Genomic DNA, 21,743 nt, shown 5'->3' with positions numbered 1-21,743 from the left:
GGCATCCTGTTTCGGGGGTATGGGCTGGGCGATCGCGTGTATTGGGTGGATGAAGTCGCCACCTCGGTTCGCATTTCTGGCTACACCCGCGCCGAAGTCACCGCCCAACTCAGCGACGGCGTTCCCCGCACGCCCGCAGACCTCCAGCAGTTTTTGCATCCCGCCCCCGATTTGCCCTTGACCCAAGTCCTCCGTGCCCTGGCTCAAAGCCCCGAACACGCCCCGCTTTATTTCTTGCTAGCCCACGGCTGGACAAAACTCTGGGGCAGCAGCATAGTCGCCGTGCGATCGCTCTCGGTTCTGTTCAGCCTGATCTCACTTGCGCTCATCGGGCGACTGGCCAGCCAGTTGTTCAATTCTGCCACCGCCGGGGCGATCGCCACGATGTTACTAGCCCTATCGCCCTTTTTCGTATCCTATGCCCAAGAAGCGCGTCCCTACAGCCTGTGGAGCGTCACGCTGCTGTGGAGCAGTTTGGCGTTATGGAACGCGATGGGGTACGCAAAAGAGAGCCTGAAACAGGACGCGAAACAGAACGTGAAACAGAATGCTATTGGGAACGAGATGCCGCATTCGCTTCGGCGCTGGTTGACCTATGGATTCAGCATGGCGGTGGGGCTGTATACGTCGCTGCTGACGGCGCTGGTGTTTCTGGGGCATGGGCTGTATGTGCTGGGGGTGGGCAGTTCGCGATGCGACCCGTCTCGGACTCGCGCTCAGCGGCGTGGGTTCCTCCAGGCAGCGGCGCTGGCGGTCGGGCTATTTCTTCCGTGGGTGTTTGTCGTGCTGGGTCGCTGGGATACCCTGCAAGCCAATACTGAATGGATGCGCCAGCCGATGGGCGTTTTGCCGCTGTTGGCAATCTGGCTCTACAACACCTCCATCCTGCTGTTTGACGTACCCGCCACGCTGTCCCCCGACCTGCCGACCGTCGCCAAACTGCTGACCTCCATGCTGCTGGTGCTGCTGCTGGCGATCGCCCTCCGCCATCTCGTCCGCCGCAGACCACGCCCGGTCTGGGGATTTGTCGTGCTGTTTGCCCTGACGATTCCTGCTCTGTTGCTGGGGCTAGACGTTGTCCGCAATAGCCAGCTTTCCACGGCTGCCCGCTATTTGCTGCCGTTTCACCTGGGTATGATTTTGGTGCTGTCTTCTTACCTCACTGACTCACTCTGCGCCAAATCCCCCTCTCGGCGGCGATTTGGGCGGGGGCTGATGCTTTGCCTGATTGCCCTGTGCTTTCTGTCCTACGGCTTCCAACTTCAGCAGCCGCCCAAGTACCAGAAAAGTCGCAATCTGCACAATCGGGCGATCGCCGTGTTGATTAACCAAACCACTGGCCAGACCCTTCCCCCTCGCCTGATTGCCGAACCTGCCCAGGCGCTGGATCTCGTCTCCCTCAGTCTCGACTTGCAGCCCCAAACGCAGATCCAGGTGATTGCCTCGATGGGCGAGAATTGGAGGGGCGATCGCCTATTATTAGAACCGTGCCAGCCTGTGTTTCTTTTGAATCCCTCAGCAGCGTTAATCACCCGCATTCAAACTGAAACAAACCAACCCGTTCAGGAAACCTATCGTCCCCAAAAACTAGTCCCCAATGAACTGGCTCTGTCTCTCTGGACAGTTAACCAATCTTGCCCTTCTCCATGATCATGAAATCCTTAATCGATCAATTCCAGAAACAGCACAAAGCCTTTGCGGTTCATCAAGGGGAAAAGCTGGTTAGAAGCTTAGAGGATCTGATTGCGAAATATTCTGCTGTTGGGGACGGGGCTTTTTTTGAAGTTCAGCACTTTCCCTGGGTTGGCCTTCTAGAAACCAACTGGAAAACGATTCGAGCAGAGTTAGACAATCTGCTGAAAGACGTGTATTCCATTCCCAATTTTCAAGACATCTCCACGGATCAGATCAGCATCACTCAGGACAATCTGTGGAAGACCTACTTTCTCTATGGCTATGGCTACAAAGCAGAGCAAAACTGCCTGCGCTGCCCCGAAACCACGCGCCTAGTTGAACAGATTCCTGGCATGAAAACGGCATTTTTTTCTATCCTGCTGCCCCATAAAACCATCCCAGAACATCGCGGCCCCTATAAGGGATTATTGCGCTATCACCTGGGGCTAAAAGTACCCGCAGCGGCAGAGCAGTGCGGCATTCGGGTGGGCAGCGGAGTGCGCCACTGGCAGGAGGGAAAAAGCCTAATTTTTGACGATACGTTTCCCCATTCCGCCTGGAATCATACAGATGACATTCGCGTAATTTTGTTTGTTGATTTCATTCGTCCCATGCGTGCGCCCGTAGCCTGGTTCAATCAGTTTATGATCCAACTGATTGCCTGGTCGCCCTATGTGCAGAGCGGTCGCAAAAATCTTTTAGAGTGGGAAGCCAGACAGAAATAATCGACCCAGACTAATGACAAGATTTAATAATTGATTGAACAGCTAAATTTATACATGAAAATTGCAATTCTTACGTCTGGCTTTCTGCCCGTCGTCGATGGGGTGACAGTCACTCTCCTCCACAGATTGAAGCGACTGAGCGAGTTGGGTCATCAGGTCTTAGTGTTTTGTCCAAGCTATGAATCGCTGGAATCGATCTATCCAAATTGGGCAGACTATACGGGACATTTTTTGCCTGGTGTAGAAGTTATCAATTTGCCAAGCGCCTCATTTATGGGGGTTGAGTTTGAGCGCAATTTTACCTCAAAGTCCTATGATTTTGTGCTGCAAAGATTGGCGCAATTTCAGCCTGATGTTATTCATGTGGATGAACCCGATCGCCTCTTTCTCGGCTTTGGCAAAATTCCGGCGATCGCCCATGCGAAGACGCACCAGATCCCCTGCACCAGCTTCTATCACACCAATTTCTTGGAATACATTGACGACTTCTTTCCGCTGCCAGCCCCGCTGCAAACCTTAGTGAGGTGGCTTTGCCAAGTGTTCATTACTCAGCGGGTATTCAACGCCTATGATGTAACGCTAACGGGCAGCAAAACCACCTATGAAAAGCTGCAAAAACTGGGGATTAGGAATGCGCTATACGAAGAGTTGCTGGGCGTTGATCTAACTGCCTTTAGCCCGACCCTGCGACAGGAACTATTTTTTGAAAAAACCTATGGAATCGAAGTGGGCGATCGCACAAAACTTCTTTTCCTGGGGCGATTAACCCCAGACAAGGGCTGGAAATTCACGCTGAAAGCAGTTCCAACGCTAGTCCAAAACCTGGGTTCAAATCGCATCTCGCTGCTGATTGCGGGGGATGGCGAACTGCGGGATACCATCCGTCAATCGCTAACGGGCGTGGTCGATTTTCACCTGCTGGGTCGCGTGTCTCCAAATCAGATTCCTGCACTCATGGCAAATAGCGATTTCCACGTCACGACCTCCAAAAAGGAAACCAAAGGGCTGACGCTGTTTGAAGCTTTTGCTGCTGGAATTCCCGCCGTTGCTCCAGCGGCAGGCGGCGTTCTGGACAGCATTCAGCCCGGAGTTAACGGTCTGCTCTATGAGCCGGACAGCACCGCAGATTTTGTCGAAAAACTTCAGTTGCTCATCGAAGACCCAGACCTGCGGCGACGCTTGGGGCAGCAGGCGCGAGAGTGGGTGCTGCCCTACGGTTGGGATCAGGCAGTCGATCGCCTGGTCAGCATTTGGGCTTCGCGCCTGCCTGTTGCCACCAACCCCTAGTCCTCAGCGCGGCCACATATAGCCGACGTAGAGTAGAATGCTATCGCGGCCGGGGTTTGGTGGGTATAGCTCGGCATTGGAAATGTGGTGCCAGCGCAGCCCTACCATGAGGTGTTCCTGGTCTCGCATTCGGAAGGTTGCACCGCCGCCGACCTGGGGCGTGAAGTTGAACTGCGATCCACCCTCTGCGGGCACGTCTTCACTGGTGACCAGAAACCCTGCGCCGCCATCCACATACAGTGACCAGGTGTCTTCTCGTACAAAGTGCCAGCGAAGGATCAGCCCAAGATTAAGACCCACCGCATCGTCTCCTGGCTGAATGAACTTGAGCTTATTCAATTCCAGGTTAATGCTGTGCCCGTGGGCAAAGAAGTCCGTAATGCCCGCACCCGCCAGCCCAAACGCTGCAAAGCCGTCATCATCTGCATCGAAGGAAATGGACGGCCCCGCCTGCACGTACCAGTAATTTTGCCCAACGGATCCAAAGCGTTCCGGGGCGGATGGTGGGGCTGGTTCAGCCTGGGCGATCGCCCTCCCGTCTGCATCTGGCTCCGGTGGGTAGTCGGCAGTAGCGGACAACTCGGATGGCAACAGCGCTTCCATATTCAGCAAATCCGCCGCCTGATAAGACGTAAGCGGCATCGGACTCTCCGCAATCGCATCAGCGGAATCTGGTGGAAGCAAGAATTCCGTCGATGCGGCGGGCGGCAACGCAGATGGAGAAGATTCAACGAATGCGGGGGTAGAAGCTGGGGAAACAGCGTCTCGGGGTAATGCTTCCTGGGAAAGGGCCGACATTGGAGAAAGCACGACAGCGCTCCACGATGTTGTCAGAATTAGCGCGACGTAGGAAATTCTAGAAGAAACAGACTGATGATTCAAAGAGGAGGCTCTTGCAAGATTCTTAGGAATAGAAAATGTCATTTTTTTGATGGGGTTTTGGATCTGCTCACGCTCAGCTTTTGAGAGTTGCTGTAAGCTCTGAATTCACGTATTTGGAACAAAAGCATGAACAGTGCGGGTCATAGCCTAGACATTAGTCGGGGTTAGAAATTTAACTAACTAAGAATTCAATCGCGAAATCTCCTTGGCGATCGCCGATACAGTAAGGTGAATTTGCTCCTCCGTATGTAAACAAGACAAAAAGAACCGCAAACGAGCGCGATCGTAGGGCACCGAGGGATAGACCATCGGCTGCACATGAACCCCATGCTGCATCATGCGGTGACAAAGCTGAATCGCTCGCTGGGAGTCGCCGATGATGACCGGAATAATCGGCGTGTCTGCACTGCCGCCTGTGTTCAGCGCGTGGTCTTGTGCGAGGTGGAGGAATAGCTGCGATCGCGCTCTGAGCCGCTGAACTCGCTCTGGCTCCCGTTGCAGCAGTCGCAGCGAGGCGAGGGCGGCTGCCGTGTTCGCAGGAGTCATGCCAACGCTGTACACAAAACCAGGAGCCGTATATTTTAGGTACTCCACCAGTGCCTTGCTGCCTGCAATGTAGCCGCCGCAGCTTGCAAACGACTTGCTCAGCGTTCCCATCCACAGATCCACGTCGCGGGCCGCAATGCCAAAATGTTCTCCAATGCCGCGACCGCTCTGCCCTAACACGCCAATGGAGTGCGCCTCGTCCACCAGCAGGAAGGTTTTGAAACGCTTTTTCAGCGCCACAATGTCTGGCAAGGGAGCGATGTCGCCATCCGCGCTGTAGATGCCTTCAATGGCAATCAGCACTTTCTCATAGCGCAGGCGATGCTGGGACAACAGGTGTTCGAGCGATCGCCAATCGTTGTGCGGAAATTCCATCAGCGTCGCCCCTGCCAATTTGCAGCCCTCGCGGATGCTGTTGTGGCTGAGGGCATCGTAGAGGATCAAGTCCTGGCGACCAAACAGATGCCCGATGGTCGTTACGTTTGTGGCGTGGCCCCCAACAAACAGCAGACAATCCTCAGTGTCCAAAAAGCGAGCAATTTCCTGTTCTAGCTCTCGGTGGAAAGGGCGTTCGCCTGACAGGACGCGACTGGCGGAAACCGACGTGCCATATTCCTGCACCGCAGCAATCGCCGCCCGGGTCACAATCGGATCACCGGACATGCCCAGATAGTTATAGCTGGCGTAGCTGATGAATGTTTTTTCGTGAATCTCAGTGGTGTCGCGGGAAATCCCAGTATGCTGCATGAAAAAGGGGTTGCCGAGTTCTTCCACTCGATTCAATTCCTGTCGCAGGTTCTGATACTCAGGCGTGAGATGAAAGTGATAATAGGATTCTGGAACCTCAAGATTTTCTGATTCAGAATGAGCGATTAGATTTGAACCTGGATTTGAACCTAAATTTGAACCCGACGCATCCGGTTGAGGGGTATAGAGGCTGCTGTTCCCGACTCGATCGGCGGAAATACTTGCATTCGTCAGTCTGTTCAGGCTGGTGTTCTCCTGTTTTGTCCTAGAGGGTGCCGAATCTGACTGTTCAGGGTGCTGCAAGGACAGGGGCGATCGCCCGTCTTCTCCTTCTCTGGCGGTCGCTTCCGTTGCGGTAAGGTCTGTGGCTGTGGCAATGTCCATTGCAATAGACTGCCCAGTTTGGGCGATCGCCTGCTGGGCTGTGACTACTCCTTTCCCCGCAGAGGGGCCATCCTGAAACAGCGTTGTGGCCAGATGCTCCGCTAGGGCAGCCACGCTGGAATGGTCGAGCAGCAGCGCTTGCGAAATGGAGAAGCCTAGCCCTGCCTGGAGTCGGTTGGTGAATTCCACCGCCATCAGAGAATCCATCCCCAAGTCCGAAAACTGATCGTGAATGTCAATCAGTTCCGGTGCGCTAAAGCCCAGGACTTTGGCTAACTGCTGCTGGATAAACTGCTGCAATCGCTCCAGGCGATTCGTGAAGTGATCCGTCCCGAAATCGCCCGCCTGCTGCAAGCTTTGCAACAGCGGAGAGGCAGCAGGGGTAGCAACGGGCGCGGCGGGCAGCAGGCGCTCAAAAAAGGGCGATAGTTTCTGTCCTGCTTGGGCTGCCCGAAACCTAGCCCAATCGATGGGCAACACGCCTGCCTGCACCGGGTTTTGCCGCAATAGCTCAGCCAACAGCGGCATCCCCTGCGCGGGCGAAATCAGCGTCATGCCCTGAGCTTCGAGCCGCTGCCGCTCTCGTTCCATCAGTTGCGTAGACATGCCCACGGCCCAGGCTCCCCAGTTGACGCTGAGGCCCGGCAGTCCCAACTGGCGGCGATGATGCATCAGGCTGTCCAGCACTGCATTGGCAGCGGCGTAGTTGGTCTGGCCCGCCGAACCCAGCAGCGACGCAGCCGACGAAAAGCAGACGAAGAAATCCAAATCGTGCGATCGCGTCAGTTCGTGCAGGTTCCAGGCTCCCTGCACCTTGGGAGCCAGCACCGCCTGAAAGCGCTCCCACGTCTGGTTTTGCAGGATGCCGTCGCCCAGCACGCCGGCCGCGTGAACCACGCCCCGCAGCGGTTGGGGACAGCGTTCCAGCAGAGGGGCGATCGCCCCCGGTTCTGCCACATCTGCCTGGGCTGGGATGACGGCCACTCCCTGGGCTTTCAGGTCGTCGATCCAGGCTTGGGCGATCGCCGAGGGAGCCTTGCGCCCCACCAGCAGCAGGCTCTTTGCCCCCTGCTCCACCAGCCATTGCGCCGTGAGTTGGCCCAGCGCCCCCAGCCCGCCCGTAATTAGATAGGTTCCATCGGGGCGAACCGCAGGCTGCTGGGGCAGCACGGGCGGCAGCGTCATCACCACCTTGCCGATGTGCTTTGCCTGGGCCATGTAGCGAAAGGCAGTCGGCGCTTCGGCAATCTCAAACACCGTGTGCTTGAGCGGCTGCAACGCCTCCCGCTGGAACTGGTCGGTCAGGTCGTTCAGCAGCGCCGCAATGTAGTCTGGCTGCGCCTGCGACACCTCCAGCAAGTCAAACGAAAAATAGTCCACATCGGGGCGCAGGGCGCGAACCTGCTCCGATGTCCAGATGCCGAGCTTGCCGATTTCGACGAAGCGACCCCTGGGCGACAGCAGTTCCAGGCTGCGGGGAATGTAGTCTTCGTTGAGGCTATTCAGCACCACGTCCACGCCCTGGCCGTGCGTGGCTTTGGCGATCTGGTCGGCAAACGCCAGCGTGCGCGAATCAAACACATGCTGCACGCCGAGAGACTTGAGGAAGGCCTGTTTGGGTGCGCTGGCCGTGGCGTAGACCTCGGCCCCAAGGCGCAGGGCAAGCTGAACTGCGGCCAGACCTACCCCGCCCGCTGCGGCATGAATCAGGATGCGTTCGCCCTTTTGCAGCTTTGCTAACTGGCAGAGTCCGTGGACTGCCGTCAGAAACGCCGTCGGAATCGTTGCTGCTTCCGCAAAGGTGAGGGATCTGGGCTTCGGCGCAACCCATTTCGCATTTACGGTGACATGCTGCCCCAGGCTGCCAATTGCCTGCGCGGCCATCACCTCGTCGCCCACGCGGAATGCCGTCACGCCTTCGCCCAGGGCCACCACCGTCCCTGCACACTCGCCGCCAAAGGGCACTGCGTCTGCCGTGGCAAAGCCCATGTGTTCCAGATAGGGCTGGAGCATTCCCAGGGCGTTCAGTACGTCGCGGAAATTCACGCCTGCCGCCCGCACCAAGATCTCCACTTCACCAGGGCCGGGCGATCGCCGCTGGCAGGGCATCAGCGTCAGGTGATCCAGCACGCCGTATTGCGTCAAGCCCAGGCGAAATGAGGGCGCAGCGGGAATCGTCAGGGCGGGCTTTGCCAGATCCGGACTCAGCCGCGCCCCGTAGCGAGTGCCCTGGCGATAGGCGATCTGGTCTTCCGCACCGGTCTGGTGCAATGTCGCCAGCAGGGTTGTGGCGGGGTCTGGGTCTGCCGCATCTAGGTCGATGCAGGTGCAGCGCAGGTCGGGCTGTTCTTGGCGCAGCGATCGCCCCAATCCCCACAGCGCCGCCGCAGGGACGTGGGTGGGCGGGTCAGATGGGGCAATTGCTTGGGTTCCCGCCGTGACGATCCACAACCGGGGTGGGGGGGATTTTTGAACGGCATTGAGCGCCTGCACCAGATGCAGCACGCCGCCGCAAAGCTGGGTGCAGGTTTGGGTTAGCGTTTGGCCCGTGCTGGACGGTTCCGTATCCAGTCCCCACAGGTACACCACATCGGTCACCGGGGCGATCGCCACCGGTTTTGCAATGCGTTGCTGCATCTCTCCGGCATCCAGCGGATTCACGCTGTTTGCCAAAGCCCCATCCGACCCCCAATCCGCAAACAGCAGTGATGCGCGATTCCCGACGGGATTGCTATGCGAATCGCCCTGCTGGGTCAGATGTTCTGCCAGTCGTTGGCCAATCTTTTGGCGATCGCTCAGAATCATCCAATGGCGGGATTGAGCCGACACAGGCGCAGGCTGAGGATCATTCCTATCCGCCTGCCAGTCTAGGGTATAGATCCATTCCGTTTGCAGTTCTGTGGAGTGGGCCGGATCACGTTCTACAACCTGCGAAGATCCTGTGCTGCCGGCCAGCCACAGAAGCGACATTTCGCCGACGGGATGCAGGGTCAGTCCTGTGATCTCAGCCACGAGTTCGCCATTCGGATTGAGAATCTGTAAATCCGCAGCTAGGGGCAATGCGGCTTCGCTGGTCTGATGCCAATGCCCGCCGTTTTCCGGTGGGGCCACAGCGCGAACCTGCCGTACCCAACTCCAGACCGTGGACTGGGCCGGAACCCCCAGCCGCAGCGATTCGATGCCCGTAGGTAAGTAAGTTCCGGCAGCACTGTCCAGCCCGCAGGCGGCCGCCACCGTTTGAAAACAGCCGTCCAGCAGTGCGGGATGGAGATGGTACGCCGCCGCCTCAGTCCCCAGCGTATCCGGCAGATGCAGGCGAGCCAGGGCAGCGCCATCGCCCTGCCAGAGTTGCTGAATCACCTGAAACGCAGGGCCATAGTTCAGGTGTTGCTGGCGCAACTGGGCGTAATAGTCCAGCGGGGCGATCGCCTGCTGACGAAATTGTGCCTGGATCGCTGCCAGCGCAGGGCCGGAACTCAACGGCTGACCTGCTGCCAAAAAGCCCGTGACATGGCGCGTCCACGCCTCCGACTCAGCGTTCAGGCTCAAGAGTTGGAACCGATAGCCGCCTGCTTCTGGCGACAGCACCAGTTGCAGCGGGGTGGCAGCCGCCGACAGCCGCAGTGCTTGCTCAATGCGAACCTGAGTCAGTTCTACTGGGGATAGCCCCACGGCCCGCCCCGCGGCGATCGCCATTTCTGCATAGGCGGCGGCGGGAAAGACGGGCTGCGTGGCAATCCGATGATCCGCAAGATAGGCGGGTGCATCGGCGCTGACTTGCGCTTCAAACCGGATGTCGCTGGTGCCGCCCAGCCGCAGCCGTTCGCCCAGCAGGGGATGCAGCCCTAGAGAACGCGGGCGACTGGGTGCAGATGGGCTAACTGATCCAGACGGGTGATCCGGCTGCCACCAGTAGCGCTGTCGCTGGAACGGGTAGGTCGGCAGGTTGGGAATCCGTCGGGCAGAGGGAGGGGCGATCGCCCGCCCGTCGATATCCACGCCGCGAACATACAGTTCACCCAGGCTGCTGAGCAGCGTTTGCCAGTCGTCTTGTCCCGGTCGCAGGCTCGGCAGCCAGAGCATGGTTTCCGCCAAATCGGGATCGCTGGCCTGCACGCACAGCCGCCCCATGCCCAGCAGAATTGGCTTTGCGCCGATCTCCAGCAGCACGCCACAGCCCTGCTGCTGCAAGGTGTCCATGCCCTGCCTAAATCGCACGGGCTGGCAAATATGTTGAACCCAGTAGTCGGGCGTGGCGATGTCTGTGGTCATAAAATCGCCCGTCACGTTGGAAATTAGCGGAATGTGCGGACTGTGGTAAGCAACGGTATTCGCAACCTGGGCAAACTCCGCCAGCATGGGCGACATCAGCGGCGAGTGGAAGGCATGGGAGACGTTCAGCGGTGTGGTTTTGATGCCTTCAGCGGCGAGTTGAGCAGTGAGCTTTGCCAGGGCCGTTTTCTCGCCGGAGATGACCGTAGACTGCGGGCCATTGAGAGCGGCGATCGCCACCGTTTCTGCCGTCCCCAGCCGCGCCGCCACCGTTTCTGCATCCGCCATCACCGCCACCATGCCGCCGCCCTGCGGGAGAGCCTGCATCAGCCGTCCCCGCGCCGCTACCAGCCGCAGCGCATCCTCCAGGCTAAACACCCCGGCAATGCAGGCCGCCACATACTCGCCAATGCTGTGGCCCATGACCACCGCAGGCTGCACGCCCCACGACTGCCACAGCGTCGCCAGGGCATATTCCAACACAAACAGGACCGGCTGGGTGTAGGCGGTCTGGTCGATCCAGTCGGCGGCTTCGGAAGCCTGGTCTGGCGCGGGATACAGCACCGACAAGAGGGGACGCTTAAGCTGAGGCTCCAGCAGTTTCGCGGCTTTGTCTACCGTTTCGCGAAAGAGCGGCTGTGTTTGGTAGAGCGATCGCCCCATATCCACCGCCTGCGACCCCTGACCCGTAAACAGAAACGCCACCTTTGTAGCTGCTTGGGAAGCCACACCGTAAGTGAGATTGGCCGTTTCCTGGCGCTGGGCAAAGGCTCGAAGCTGCTGCTGCATCTGCACAGGAGACGCTGCCACCAGCGCCAGCCGATGGGAAAAGCGCGATCGCCCGGTGTTTGCCGTAAAGCACAAACCGTCTAAATCCGTCTCTGGGTGATTCGTCAGGTATTCGCTATAGCGGTGTGCTAGCTGTCGCAGGGCAGTTTCGCTTTTGGCGGAGAGGGTGAGCAGATACGGCGGGCGATCGCCTTCCGATTCATGTTCCAATAGCGCGTCGATCTGCTTCTTTTTTGAATTCTTGTTTAGCTTCTTGCTTACCTTCTTGCTTACTTTCTTATTTATCTTCTTAGGGACATTCTTAGCCCCATTCTGTTCAGCAGGCGGCGGTGCTTCCTGCATGACGATATGCGCGTTCGTGCCGCCAAAGCCGAAAGAATTCACTCCGGCGATCGCAGGGCTGGATTTCCACGGTGTTAGCTCCGTCTGCACTCGCAACGGCAGTGAGTCAAATCCAATTTGCGGATTGGGTGTTTGGCAATGGAGGCTAGGCGGAATTTGCCCCTGCTTCAGGCTGAGGGCGGCTTTGATCACCCCTGCTACGCCCGCTGCCGTTTCTGTATGCCCGATGTTGGACTTCACCGAACCCACCGCGCATAAGCTACCTGCCGGACGCTCCTCCGTCAGCACTCGGCCCAGCGCCGTGATTTCGATCGGGTCACCCAGTTTCGTACCCGTGCCGTGCGCTTCGATATATTGCACCTGCCCTGGGGAAATGCCCGCCCGCCGATAGGCCGCCCGCAGCACCCGCTCCTGCGCGTCTACATTCGGCGCGGCCATGCCGTTGCTGAACCCATCCTGATTTGCAGCCGTGCCCCGAATCACGGCATAAATCGGGTCGCCATCCGCCTGCGCCTGCGACAGGGGCTTCAGCAGCACCATCCCTGCCCCTTCGCTGCGGACGTAGCCATCGGCCCTGGCATCAAAGCTGCGGCAGCGCCCGCTGGTGGACATGAACCCGCCCCGTGCAAAGCCCAGCGTCACCGTCGGCAGCAGCAGCACATTCACGCCGCCCGCCAGCGCCATCGTCGATTCACCCGTCCACAGGCTTTGACACGCTAGGTGAACGGCAATTAGCGAGGAAGAGCAAGCGGTATCCACCGACAGACTCGGCCCCTTCAGGTCAAAAATATAGGAAATCCGATTGGCGGCGATGCAGTTGCCCGTGCCTGTGGTGAGATACGGGTCATCAATGGGGTCTTGCCACAGCATGATGGAATAGTCGTGCGTGCCGATGCCCACAAACACGCCCGTATCCGTTCCCCGCAGGCGCTCCGGCACAATGCCTGCATCCTCCATCGCCTCCCACGCCACTTCTAATAAGAGCCGCTGCTGCGGGTCCATCGTGTTCACTTCGCGGGGCGCAATCCCAAAAAACAGCGGGTCGAACTGATCGACCTGTTCTAAAAAACCGCCCCACCGCAGGCTGGCTCTGGCTGATTCTGTATTCGCCACTGCTTGAAACTGGTCTTTGTTCCACCGAGCGGGCGGTACTTCTGTGACGGCATCGACACCGTTTTTAAGCAACTGCCAAAAAGCGTCGGGAGAATCAGCGCCGGGGTAGCGACAGCCAATTCCAATAATTGCGATGGGTTCTGGGGGCATACGCGAGTCGGTCAGTGGACAGGGGAGTTTATAGAGGAGGGAGAATTTTGGGTTTTAGATTTTGGGTTTTGGATTTTAGATTTTGGGTTTTATGTTAATTTCCAGGCTCAATTCTGTACAGAAAATAGCTGAAAATCTCACTTAAGCAACACAATGAATGCTCTGAATGCTCCAAAATCGGCAATCTAAAATCAAAATCAGCCCTGGTTTGGCTTAGGCGGAATCGTAGGATTGTTCCTGGAGCCACTGGAGGATTTCATCGGTGGAAAACGAGCGGTTTTGCTGGATTGAAAGATTTTTAATATCCTGGCAGATCTGCTCGTACTTTTCTCGGTCGAGTGGCTTTTGCAGGCAGTGTTCAAACAAGTAGCGAATGTTGCTTACGCCGCTGTGTTTGCCGAACCAGATTTCCGGCTGCCCGTAGGGAAAAATGGCGTAGGAGAGGCGATCGCGCATTAGGGAATGCACATGAATCCCGGCTTCGTGACGCTGGGCCGCCTGCGAATAGGGCGGATAGGCCCGTGCGCCCAGTTGGTCGAGGTGCTGGCCGACGCGGGCGATCGCCTCGTAGTCTATCCCCGCCACCTCCCAGCCAAACCGCAGCCGCAGCCCGTTTAGCACCTGCTCGATGGCCACATTGCCCGCCCGCTCTCCGATGCCGCCAAAGGTGCCAGAGATCCCCGCCGCCCCGGCCCGCACCGCCTGGATCGTGTTCTCTAGGGCCAGCCCCATGTCGTTGTGAAAATGCACAATCAGCGGCGCACAGCGGGCCGACGCGAGTAAATCGTGAATCCAGATGTAGGATTTTTCTGGCGTAAGGCAGCCCACCGTATCGCACAGCAAAAACTGCTCCAGGTAGGGCGAAAACTGGTTGATACATTCCACCAAAAAATCAAAATCGGCGCGGCTGGCATCTTCCGCTGCAAAGCTAATTCGCAGCCCAAGCTGAGCCGCGTATTCCAAATGCTGGCGGACGCGACGGCACATATTTGCCCGCACCATCTGCACCTGATCTGGGGTCGCCTTGATGCCATTGAGCAACGCTGCCTCTCGCGCCTGGCCGCCTTCCGCCACCTGCATCTCTGGGTCGCGCAGCAGCAGCAGCCGATCCGACACGGCATGAAACAAAATAATGTGCTGCACCCCCGTCGTTTGGGACTGCCGAATGCAGGCTTTGCTCATCATTGTGGATGCCGCCAGTTGTCCCCCCAGCCCATCGGCTACCAGCGTTTTCACCAACTGCTCCTCGACCGGGTGAACGGCGGGCATCAGGGCGAGCGAGTGAACCCCTGTGCTGGCGATTTCGTGGGCCAGCTTGCGCTTCATGTCTTTGCTAAAACAGACTCCGACCTGCTGCTCTCCGTCGCGGAGCGTTTCGTCGGCGATGATCAGGTGAATGGTCTCCATAGGATTGCAGTCGGACTCGGTCCCAAGAAACAACAACTACGGCGACAAAGTCCGCATCAGAAAAATCTGCATCTAAAAATCTGCATCAAAAAATCTTCATCAGAGGCTCATCGAAACGGCTGATTGAAAAGGCTCAGCGAAACAGCGTGGCATTTAGCGTTTATGATTCGGGGTTCATGCAGGTCGGTTTGGGGTTATTCAGTCATGAGTGTTTTTTAGCACAAGACCAGGATGACACAGCGCATGACGCACAAAGTGGATCAGGGTTCCAGAGGACTATTGCACCCCTCAACTGCACCCCTCAACAGGTGCGATCGCCCCTGAAAAGCCTGCTGAAGAGGGTTTCTAGACATCCAGTTCTAGACATCCAGTAAGGATGCACCCCTGCCAGCAGCCTACCTAACCCAAACGTATTACCCGCAGGTACGCAAGTTATACCGCAGGGCACCGTGAATCACACGCGAGGCGCAACATAATAAACATACACCCAGCGCCCTCCCCCACCAGACCCGTGCTGTATAATTGGCTCTGAATTGAAGGGGGCTGAGCGGCGAGTCATCGCTTTCTCAAGCGCTGTCTACAGACAACAGCATGATGGATGCCCATTCCGCGTTTTTGTCCGTGTGTCATGGTGATGAGGTTTCAGATCTCCGCTCCCTGCCCAGTCTCTCAAGGGTTTTACATCGCGCAGCCGTCGGCGAAGGGGCAATTCTCCACATTTCTCCAGCCGGAGCCGAACGTCATCAGCCCTATCGGGCGCTGGCTCAGCAGGCTGCAAGAATTTTAGCTGGGTTGTGGGCCGCAGGCGTGAAAGCGGGCGATCGCCTCGTCCTGCAAATTTCCGATCCCGATGAGTTTCTCGCTGCAATCTGGGCGGGGTGGCTAGGGGAACTGGTGGTGGTGCCCATTGCCGTGCCGCCGGCCTATGCCGAGTCGCAGAGCAAGGCACTCCAGTTCCGCGCCATTTTGGGGCAGTTGGATCCCCCGTGGGTGCTGGTTGGCGGGGCGATCGCCCCTGCCCTGCAAGCCTTTTGCACGGACGGTTCTGCCGAATTTCGCTGCGACCCCAGCCGCCTGCTGCCCCTGCCAGCGCTGCTCGCTGCCGAGTCCGATCCGCCGCTCGAACCGCCTTCCGACACCGCGTTGGCGACCGACCGACTGGCGCTGATCTTGTTTACCTCTGGCAGCACGGGGCAACCCAAGGGCGTGATGCTGACGGAGCGCAACCTGTTGGTGAGCGCCTTTGGCATGGCGTCCGTGAACCGCATTACCGGGGGCAGCCTCAGTCTCAACTGGATGCCGCTGGAACATGTCGCCAGCCTCGTGATGTTTCACCTGACGCAGGTTTTTGTCGGCTGTCCGCAGATTCAGGTCAGCAACGACTATGTGCTGCAAGACCCGCTGCGGTGGCTGGATCTGTGCGATCGCCATCGCGTCACCGTCACTTGGGCCCCCAACTTTGCCTATGGGCTGATCTGCGATCGCCCGCAGGAGGTGGCCCAGCGGCAGTGGGACTTGTCCTGCCTGGCGTGGATGGGCAACGGGGCCGAGGCCGTCGTCGCCAAAACCACCCGCAGCTTTTTGCAGCTCCTCGCGCCCTGCGGTCTGCGGGATGGCGTGGTCAGCCCCGGCTATGGCATGTCGGAAACCACCTCTGGCATTGTGCATTCCCACGAGTTTTCCCTAGCTACGACCCGCGATGAGGATACCTTCGTTGATGTGGGGCGGCCGATTCCCGGCGTGTCGCTGCGGATTGTGGACGAGCAGCAGCAGGTTGTGCCCGCGGGTCAGGTCGGCAGCCTGCAAGTGCGCGGGCTGACCCTCACTCCCGGCTACTACAATCGCCCCGACCTGAATGCCGAGTGCTTTACGCCCGACGGCTGGTTCATTACGGGCGATCTGGGTTTTCTGCACACCGGGCGGCTTACCATCACGGGCCGCCAAAAAGACCTGATTATCCTCAACGGCGCAAATGTGTATAGCCACGAAATCGAAGCCGTGGTCGAGGAGTTGCCCGGTGTAGAGGTGTCCTACACCGCTGCCTGCGCCGTGCGCCGGGATCAGGAAACGAGCGATCGCCTCGCCATTTTTCTGCATCCCACTGTTGAACTGACGGATACCGCAGCCTTGAGGGAACTGGTGAAAGCCGTGCGACGGCAGGTGGCCACGCGGCTGGGTGTGAGTCCCGACTATGTCATCCCGGTGGCGCAGGACGAGATTCCCAAAACCGCTCTCGGCAAAATTCAGCGCAGCGAACTCAGCCGCCGCTTTCAGGTTGGCGCGTTTGGCGATCGCCTCCAGTCCATCGCCGAAGCGTTTCAGCAGGTTCCACCCGCCCCGCCGCCGCGCAACCAGCTAGAGCGATCGCTGTTGGAAATCTGGCAGTCGGTGCTGGGGCTGGGGGCGATCGCCCTCGACGAGCAGTTTTTTGAACTGGGGGGCAGTTCGCTGCAACTGATGCAGGTGTTGCACCAGCTTCATCAGCAGGGGCATACCGTTTCGGCAGTGGACTTGTTTCAGCATTCCACCATTGCCAGCCTGGCCGAGTTTCTGGCGCGGCCCCCGGTGGCTGAGGCGGTGCCTCAGAACCAGCAGCGATTCCCACCGGGATCGCTTCGTGCATCGCAGCGTCGTCGAGAAAATGCAGAACAGTCAAATGCAGGACAGTCGAACGACATCGCGGTAATTGGGCTGGCCTGCCGCTTTCCCGGAGCCGCTTCGCCTGCGGAATTTTGGCAAAACCTGCAAAATGGCGTGGAGTCCATCACTTTTTTTAGCGATGAAGAAATCCTGGCGACGGGCATAGACCCTGATCTGGTGCGCCATCCCAACTATGTAAAAGCCAGCCCGATTCTAGACGATGTGGAGCAGTTCGACGCGGACTTTTTTGGCTATAGCCCCCGCGAGGCAGAACTGCTCGACCCGCAGCAGCGGCTGATGCTGGAGTGCGCCTGGGAAGCCCTGGAGGACGCGGGCTACGACCCCTTTGCCTACACGGCCGACGGCGGGGCGATCGCCCTGTATGCTGGCGCTTCGATGAACAGCTACCTGCTGAACCACGTCTATCCCAACCGCCATCGGCTGGATGCCAACGATTCGCTGGACGTGGTGACGCTGAGCGCGATGGGCGGTTTTCAGATGGCGATCGCCAACGACAAGGACTACCTCACCACCCGCGTTTCCTACAAGCTGAACCTGACGGGGCCCAGCGTCAACGTGCAAACCGCCTGCTCCACCTCGCTGGTGGCAGTGCATCTGGCCGGTCAATCGCTCTTGCGCGGCGAGTGCGACCTGGCGCTGGCGGGGGGCGTGTCGGTGGAAACGCCGCAGCGGGCGGGGCATCTGTATCAAGACGGCATGATCCTGTCGCCAGACGGGCACTGTCGCGCGTTTGATGCCCAGGCGCGGGGCACGATTTTTGGCAGCGGCGCGGGCGTGGTGGTGCTGAAACGGTTGCAGGAGGCGATCGCCGACGGGGATCAGATCTACGCCGTGGTCAAGGGTTCCGCCATTGGCAACGACGGTAGCCAAAAGGCGGGCTACCTCGCGCCCCGTGCCGATGGACAGGCCGCCGTGATCCGTGAGTGCCTGGCCGTGGCAGGCGTTGACCCAGACAGCATTACCTACGTCGAAGCCCACGGCACAGGCACGGAACTGGGCGACCCCATCGAAGTTGCTGCCCTCACCCGGGCCTTTCGCAGCGGCTCCCAGCGCCCGCAGTTTTGCGCCCTCGGCTCCGTCAAAACCAACGTCGGCCATCTCAACGTCGCCTCTGGCATCGTCGGCTTCATCAAAACCGTCCTCTGTTTGCAGCACCGCCAACTGCCGCCCAGCCTGCATTTCCAGCAGCCCAACCCGCAGATCGACTTCGCCCATAGCCCGTTTTTTGTGAATACCACGCTGCGCGACTGGCACACGGACGGCTCCCCGCGCCGCGCCAGTGTCAACTCCCTGGGCATTGGCGGCACGAATGCCCATGTGGTGCTGGAAGAAGCGCCCCCGTTGCTGCCCCCGCGGTCTTCTGTGCCCGATCGCCCGCTGCATCCGCTGACCCTTTCTGCCAAAACGCCCGCTGCCCTGCAAGCCCTGGCCCGTCGCTATGTCCAGTTCTTCGCAGAGCATCCCGACGCGCCCCTCGCCGACGTGTGCTTTACGGCTAATGTCGGGCGATCGCCCTTTGCTCACCGGTTAGCAATCGTCGCGGCAGACGTTGCCGAGGCCCAGGCGCAGTTGCAAGGCTGGCTGAATGCGCCCGAAATCCACACCGTCTCCACCCGCCCCACCGTGGCGTTTCTGTTTACGGGGCAAGGGGCGCAATATGCCCAGATGGGGCGATCGCTCTACGACGCGCAGCCCGTGTTTCGGGGGGCGATCGCCCAGTGCGACGAGATTCTGCGGCCGCTGCTGGGATGGTCGCTGCCCGACCTGCTCTATGGCAGCGCACCCGCTGACCACCTCCAGCAGACCCGCTACGCCCAGCCCGCGCTGTTTGCCGTCGAGTATGCCCTGTGCGAATTGTGGCGATCCTGGGGTGTGCAGCCAGATATCGTCCTGGGGCACAGCATCGGCGAGTATGTAGCGGCCTGCGTGGCGGGCGTATTTAGCTTGGCGGATGCGCTGACGCTGGTGGCACACCGGGGCCGGCTGATGCAGGCGCAACCCCCCGGCGCGATGGCGGCAGTGTTTGCCAGCGCCGAAACCGTCCAGTCCACCCTGCATTCTGCCGGAATTACCGTGGCGATCGCCGCCCTCAACGGCCCGCAGCATACGGTGATTTCCGGTGAACCTGCACAAATCGATCGGGCGATCGCCCACCTCCAGCCGCAGGTTTCCGTCAAGCCGCTGTCTGTCTCCCACGCCTTCCACTCGCCGATGATGGAGCCGATGGTGGACGAATTCCGGGCCCTTGCCAGCCAGGTTCAGTTCACCAGCCCCCGCCTGCCGCTGATCTCCAACCTCACGGGAGCGGTCTGCGGCGAGGAAATAACGACACCGGCCTACTGGTGTCGGCAGTTGCGCCAGCCTGTGCAGTTTGCCGCCAGCGTTGACCAATTGCGTCAGCTTGGCTGCACAGTGGCGCTGGAATGTGGCCCAAAGCCTGTGCTGGCTGGCATGGGCAAAGCGATTCAAAAAGACTGGCAGGAACGTGAACGGCGACCATCTGAAACACAATCTCCAAGTAGTTCTGCAATCCGTTCTGAGAACCATCCGGGAGCGATCCTGGAATCATCGCCGACCCATTCTCAAAACCATTCGGAAATTCGGTGGCTAGCCAGCCTGCATCCGCCGGAAGACAACTGGGCTACCCTACTTCACAGCCTCCAGCAGCTTTACGGCAACGGAGTCACCATCGACTGGCGCGGATTCGATCAGCCCTACGGCCGACAGCGCCTCTCGCTGCCCACCTACCCCTTTCAGCGGCAGCGCTATTGGCTGGATGTCTCACCTGCACGCGCCACGGCCCAGCCACTCCCTCAAGCTGTCCATCCGCTGCTGGGCCAAAAAATTGCCACGCCCCGCGCCACCCTATTCGACGTGCAGCTTCGGCTAGCATCCCTGCCGTTTCTCTCTGATCACCGGATTCACGGCGCAATCGTCTTTCCTGGCGCGGCCTATCTGGAAATGGCGCTGGCGGCTGGGGCGATGCTGCTGCCGTCTAAGCCGCTTCAGCTTGAAAATGTGGTGCTGGCGCAGGCGTTCGTGCTGGAGGAAGCCCTGGGTGGAGGGCGATCGCTCCAAACCAGCCTTGCACCCAAGGAAACTGGATACACCTTCGAGATTCACAGTACCCAGGGCGAGGGTGGACAGGGCAAGGCCCAGTGGACGCTGCACGCTCACGGAACGCTCAGCACAGCGGCTGCCCCCATCTCCACGACCGATCTTTCCCAGCTTCAGCATACCCACCCGCTGAAAATCGACTGGACAACGTGGCTGGCTTCCTTCCCTGGGCTGGACTATGGGCCACGGTTCCACGGCGTAAAGCAGGTCTGGCGATCAGCGCAGGAGCCTTTTAATAGCGTTCTGGGATACGTGCAGCTTCCTGACGCGCTGAAATCTCAGGCAGAACACTACAGCATTCATCCTGCTTTGCTCGATTCTTGTCTGCAAGTCGTCTTGGCTTTGGTACAGAATCCTGCTCAACCCTATGTCCCGATTCGTCTCGATCGCCTGCATGATTACGGTCATCGATCCAATCAACTCTGGAGCTATGTGACGGTCAAAGAACAGTCTGCCAGCGTGCTAACGACGGATGTATGGCTGTTTGACGAGCAGGGAAAGCCCGTGCTGGCGATCGCCGGATTGACCGCCAAGGCCGTGTCGTCCCATGCTTGGGGCCGCACGCCCGACGTTTCCCGCTGGCTCCATGAACTCGCGTGGCAGCCTGCACCCCGCCCTGCCTCGCTGCCTTCGCAGCCCGCAGCGCACTGGCTGATTTTTGCCGATGCCCAGGGCGTGGCGCAGCAATTGGTCGAATGCCTAGACGCGGCGCAGCAGACTTATACACTCGCAGTTAGGGGCGCAGTTCCAGGTGTAGTTCCGGGAGCCGTTCCGGCAGGCACAGTTGCGGCAGACACAGTTCCAGCGGGCGCAGTTCCGGGCGATCGCCTCCCCCCGCTACAGGCAGCACAGCGGGTGAAGGGCGATCGCCCCGACGAGTTCCACGCGCTGGTACAGCAGGTTTTGCAGCAGACCCCGGCGCTCGGCGGCGTAATCTACCTCTGGGGACTGGATGCAGCGACCCTGGCAGACACCCGCACCGCCTATGCCGGAGCGCTCTATCTGACGCAAGCCCTCGTGCAGACGGGCGTTCAGGCTCCTCTGTGGCTAGTGACGCAGGGCAGCCAGTCGCTCAATATCTTCAATATCTTACCTAAAGCCCAGTCCGCAGGCGTGGCCCAGGCTCCCCTCTGGGGGCTGGGTCGCACGATCGCCTTGGAATATCCCGCCCTCCCGTGCCGCTGCCTCGACCTAGAACCGGGTGCAGCCTCCGACGCAGGGGCGATGCTGTGGGCCGAGGTGCAGTCTGGGGCAGCGGATGCTGGCGTAGCGATTCACCGGGGACAGCGCTATGTCGCTCAGGTTCAACCCTATGCGGCTGCCCTGCTGGGGGGCGATCGCGACGCGGCTGGTGGGAACTCTCGCGGGGTGCAACTCCAAATTGCAGAACGGGGCAGCCTCGATCGCCTTGCCTGGGAAACCGTCGAGCGGCGATCGCCCGCAGCAGACGAACTCGAACTGCGGGTGCTGGTGGCGGGGCTGAACTTCCGCGATGTGCTGAATGCGCTGGGGCGCTATCCTGGCGAGGCGGGCCCCCTGGGGCTGGAGTGCGTCGGCGAGGTGGTGCGCGTGGGTGCGGCAGTGCGGGACGTTTCGCCGGGTGACGTGATGGTAGCAATCGCCCCCGGCTGCTTTGGACAGTTCGTC

At 59.4% G+C, this 21,743-nt stretch carries 7 protein-coding genes; 4 read left to right on the top strand and 3 right to left on the bottom strand.

Annotation, left to right across the window (positions count from 1 at the left end):
* From IGS51_RS01975 to IGS51_RS01965, 3 genes are all read left to right on the top strand, one after another.
* The coding region (locus tag IGS51_RS01975) for a glycosyltransferase family 39 protein (RefSeq protein ID WP_297075255.1) at positions 1-1,650 on the top strand (1,650 nt) is incomplete at its 5' end.
* Positions 1,651-1,652: 2 nt separating this feature from the next.
* Positions 1,653-2,399, top strand: coding sequence for an aspartyl/asparaginyl beta-hydroxylase domain-containing protein (locus IGS51_RS01970; protein WP_297075253.1), 747 nt, complete (start codon positions 1,653-1,655; stop codon positions 2,397-2,399).
* 54 nt (positions 2,400-2,453) lie between these two features.
* Positions 2,454-3,686 carry a glycosyltransferase gene (locus IGS51_RS01965; protein WP_297075252.1) on the top strand — a complete coding sequence of 411 codons (1,233 nt, stop codon included), beginning with the start codon at positions 2,454-2,456 and terminating at the stop codon, positions 3,684-3,686.
* Positions 3,687-3,689: 3 nt separating this feature from the next.
* Here the strand turns inward: IGS51_RS01965 and IGS51_RS01960 are convergent, their stop codons facing one another.
* The 3 genes from IGS51_RS01960 to IGS51_RS01950 form a co-directional block, all read right to left on the bottom strand.
* Positions 3,690-4,328: an acyloxyacyl hydrolase gene (locus IGS51_RS01960; RefSeq protein ID WP_297075251.1), complete on the bottom strand. Its 639-nt coding sequence runs from the start codon at positions 4,326-4,328 to the stop codon at positions 3,690-3,692.
* Positions 4,329-4,748: 420 nt separating this feature from the next.
* Complete coding sequence (locus IGS51_RS01955; protein WP_297075250.1) at positions 4,749-12,911, bottom strand: type I polyketide synthase; 8,163 nt, start codon at positions 12,909-12,911, stop codon at positions 4,749-4,751.
* Positions 12,912-13,124: 213 nt separating this feature from the next.
* A complete protein-coding gene (locus tag IGS51_RS01950) occupies positions 13,125-14,318 on the bottom strand; it encodes a 2-isopropylmalate synthase (protein WP_297075248.1) in 1,194 nt (397 codons plus the stop codon).
* 594 nt (positions 14,319-14,912) lie between these two features.
* Here IGS51_RS01950 and IGS51_RS01945 point away from each other — a divergent pair.
* A partial coding sequence (locus tag IGS51_RS01945) for a type I polyketide synthase (RefSeq protein WP_297075247.1) occupies positions 14,913-21,743 on the top strand: 6,831 nt, incomplete at its 3' end.

This window comes from Thermoleptolyngbya sp. M55_K2018_002, from assembly GCF_015295965.1.
In the GTDB taxonomy this organism is placed as follows: Bacteria; Cyanobacteriota; Cyanobacteriia; order Elainellales; family Elainellaceae; genus Thermoleptolyngbya; species Thermoleptolyngbya sichuanensis.
This window is presented reverse-complemented; position numbering and strand designations above follow the sequence as displayed.

Coding starts and splice junctions, on each gene's coding strand:
- IGS51_RS01970 (WP_297075253.1), top strand. CDS start 1,653: ATGAAATCCTTAATCGATCAATTCCAGAAACAGCACAAAGCCTTTGCG.
- IGS51_RS01965 (WP_297075252.1), top strand. CDS start 2,454: ATGAAAATTGCAATTCTTACGTCTGGCTTTCTGCCCGTCGTCGATGGG.
- IGS51_RS01960 (WP_297075251.1), bottom strand. CDS start 4,328: ATGCCGCTTACGTCTTATCAGGCGGCGGATTTGCTGAATATGGAAGCG.
- IGS51_RS01955 (WP_297075250.1), bottom strand. CDS start 12,911: ATGCCCCCAGAACCCATCGCAATTATTGGAATTGGCTGTCGCTACCCC.
- IGS51_RS01950 (WP_297075248.1), bottom strand. CDS start 14,318: ATGGAGACCATTCACCTGATCATCGCCGACGAAACGCTCCGCGACGGA.